General features: G+C 73.5%; 3 protein-coding genes and 1 pseudogene. All 4 read left to right on the top strand.

What is annotated here, in order from left to right; all coding sequences use genetic code 11:
• Window positions 1-230, top strand: a pseudogene (locus AB0C29_RS41475) (hypothetical protein); the annotation flags it as partial.
• Window positions 227-901, top strand: a complete 675-nt coding sequence (locus AB0C29_RS41470; protein WP_360832754.1) for a response regulator transcription factor — start codon at window positions 227-229, stop codon at window positions 899-901. The pseudogene AB0C29_RS41475 and the gene AB0C29_RS41470, both read left to right, overlap by 4 nt.
• A gap of 59 nt (window positions 902-960) precedes the next feature.
• Window positions 961-2,472, top strand: a complete 1,512-nt coding sequence (locus AB0C29_RS41465; protein WP_360832752.1) for a tannase/feruloyl esterase family alpha/beta hydrolase — start codon at window positions 961-963, stop codon at window positions 2,470-2,472.
• A gap of 53 nt (window positions 2,473-2,525) precedes the next feature.
• On the top strand, window positions 2,526-2,953 hold a 428-nt coding region (locus AB0C29_RS41460; RefSeq protein WP_360832749.1), incomplete at its 3' end, for an AAA family ATPase.

The following is a 2,953-nucleotide window of genomic DNA, read 5'->3' as shown; positions in this document are numbered from 1 at the left end:
GCGGGGGCTTCCGGGTCCGCGCCGACCTCCCCCCTGGAGCCGGCCGCGTGACCGCGCCGAGCCCGCGCCTTCCGGTCGCGGACACGGGCCGGGCACTGCCGATCGCGGACACCGGCCGGGCACTGCCGGCCGCGGACACCGGCCGGGCACTGCCGATCGCGGACACCGGCCGGGCACTGCCGATCGCGGACACGGGCCGGGCACTGCCGATCGCGGGAGGGGGCGGATGACGTCGATCAGGGTGTTGATCGCTGATGATCAGGAGCTGGTCCGGGCCGGTTTTGCGATGATCATCGACAGTCGTGACGACCTGGAGGTCGTCGGTGAGGCGGGTGACGGCCGCAGTGCGGTCGCCCTGGCGGCCGAGGTCCGGCCCGACGTGATCCTGATGGATGTGCGGATGCCCGGGATGGACGGCATCGCGGCCGCCCGGCAGCTCGCCCGGGCCGGCCACCCGGCCCGGATCATCATGCTGACCACGTTCGACCTGGACGAGCCGGTCTTCGCCGCGCTGCGGGCCGGGGCCAGCGGCTTCCTGCTCAAGGACATCCGGCCGGCCGAGCTGGCCGACGCCATCCGGGTGGTCGCGAACGGCGAGGCCCTGCTCGCCCCCACCGTGACCCGCCGGCTGCTGGACCGGTTCGCTCTCGAACTGCCCGGCGGGGAGCCGCCCCAGAGCCTGGCGGCGCTCAGTGAGCGGGAGGTCGAGGTCCTCGCCCTGGTCGCCCGGGCGCTGTCCAACGACGAGATCGCCGAACGGCTCACGCTGAGCCGGGCCACCGTCAAGACGCACCTGTCGGCGATCCTGTCCAAACTGGGCCTGCGGGACCGGGTGCAGGCGGCGGTGCTCGCGTACGAGGTGGGGCTGGTCCGGCCCGGCACCACTCCGCCCCGGGACTGAGCCGGAGACCGATCCGTGGACCGATTCGCTCACCGCCCCGGGACGGCACGCTCGAGGCCATGATGAAACTGCTGTTGGCGGCACTGGCCGCCGTACCGCTGGGTCTGGGTGTGCCCGCGCCCGCACCCGGCGCGCCTGTCGTCGGTTGCGAAGCCCTGTCCCGGGTGGAGCTGCCCGGTGTGCGGATCGCCTCGGCCGGACCCGAAACTGTCCGGGACAACGAGTTCTGCGCCGTGCACGGCAGCTTCACGCCGGGCACCACCTTCACGATCAAGATGCCGACCAGCGGCTGGACCGGCCAGTACGTGCAGCAGGGCTGCTCGGGCCTGTGCGGCAGCGTGCCGGAGCTCGACGTGCCCCCGCTCGGCTACAGCTGCACCGCCGCCCTGGCCGGCAAGCTGGCCCTCGCCGCCACCGACAGCGGCCACCGGGGCACGGACACGCAACCGGCCACGTGGGGCGCCGATCCGCGCCGGCGGGTCGAGTTCGGTCTCACCTCGGAGCACAAGCTGGCCGGGGTGGCCACGGCGGTGCTGCGGGCGTACTACGGGCGCGGTCCCGCGCACCGGTACTTCGACGGGTGCTCGACCGGTGGCCGGCAGGGGCTGACGCTGGCCCAGCGGTATCCGGCCGACTTCGACGGCATTCTGGCCGGGGCGCCGGTGACCGATCTGGCGCTGCTGTCCGGCGTGTTCAACCCCTGGCTGGTCCGGCACAACACCGCTGCCGACGGCGGGCAGATCCTCAGCGCCGAGAAGCTGCCGGCCCTGCACGCGGCGGTGGCGAGCGCCTGCGGCGAGGTCATCAACGACCCCCGGCAGTGCGGTTTCCGGCCCGCTTCGCTGCGCTGTCCGTCGGGTGCGGACCGTCCGACGTGCCTGACCGGCGCGCAGGTCGCCGCGGTGACAGCCTTCTACCGCGGGCCGGTCGACCGGGCCGGGCGCAGCCTCTTCAACGGTGGGGTGCCGTACGGCTCGGAGTTGACCTGGACCTGGTTCATCGGCCCGGCGGGCACCCGGCCGGCGGCGACCGACGCGGCCGTGATCGCGCTCAACTACCTGCGGTTTCTCGCCTATCCGGTGAACCCGCCGCCGACGTACTCGCTCGACGACGTGCGCTTCGACCGGGCCGCCGTCGACCGGCTGTCGGTCGTCGGGGACGCCCTCTACCGCGCCGACAATCCCGATCTGGCCGCGTTCCGGGCCCGCGGCGGCAAGCTGATCCTCTACCACGGCTGGGCCGACGGCGTGATCCCGCCGTGGTCCACGATCGACTACTACCGGGCCGTGGAGCGGCGTGCGGGCGGCTTCACCCGGGCGCAGTCGTTCTCCCGGCTCTACCTCATCCCGGCCGGCTACCACTGCCTGTTCGGCCCGGACCTGCACCGGGTCACCGAGATCGGGGTTCCGGAGCTGCTCACGCCGCTGATGGACTGGGTCGAGTCCGGGGTGGCACCGGGCGAGCTCGACGTGCCGACGGTCACGCCGACCAAACCGCCGGAGCTGGTGCGATACCTGACGGTGCAGCCCTTCGACGCGCTGGCGCCGGTGCCCCACGCCGGTCGACACTGACGACGACAATGTCGGGGACCCCGATCCGCGCCAGCACCGGAGGAACGTCCACTGTGTCCCGTACGGAAGGCTCCGCACCGTTGCCGCCCGATGTCGAGGGATTCACCGGCCGGGAGGACGAGCTGGCGCTGCTCGGCTCCGTACCGTCGGGGGTCGTGGTCGTCTCGGGGCCGCCGGGCACCGGCAAGACGACCCTGGTGGTGCACTGGGCGCACCGCGCGGCGTCCCACTTCCCGGACGGCCGGCTCTACGTCGATCTGCGCGGCTTCGACGGCACGGACGCGCCGCGGGAGCAGGCCGGCGCCGTACGCCTGCTGCTCGACGCGCTCGGCGCCGAGCCGCACCGGATCCGCGCCGATCCGGACGCTCAGCTCGCGCTCTACCGCAGTCTGACCGCCCCGCGCCGGCTATTGGTGATCCTGGACAACGCCCGCGACGCGGAGCAGGTGCGCCCGCTGATTCCGCCGGGTGACGAGGTCCG

This window comes from Actinoplanes sp. NPDC048791, from assembly GCF_040650095.1.
GTDB lineage: Bacteria > Actinomycetota > Actinomycetes > Mycobacteriales > Micromonosporaceae > Actinoplanes.
The sequence above is the reverse complement of the archived record's forward strand: the minus strand, read 5'-3'. Positions and strand labels throughout refer to the sequence as shown.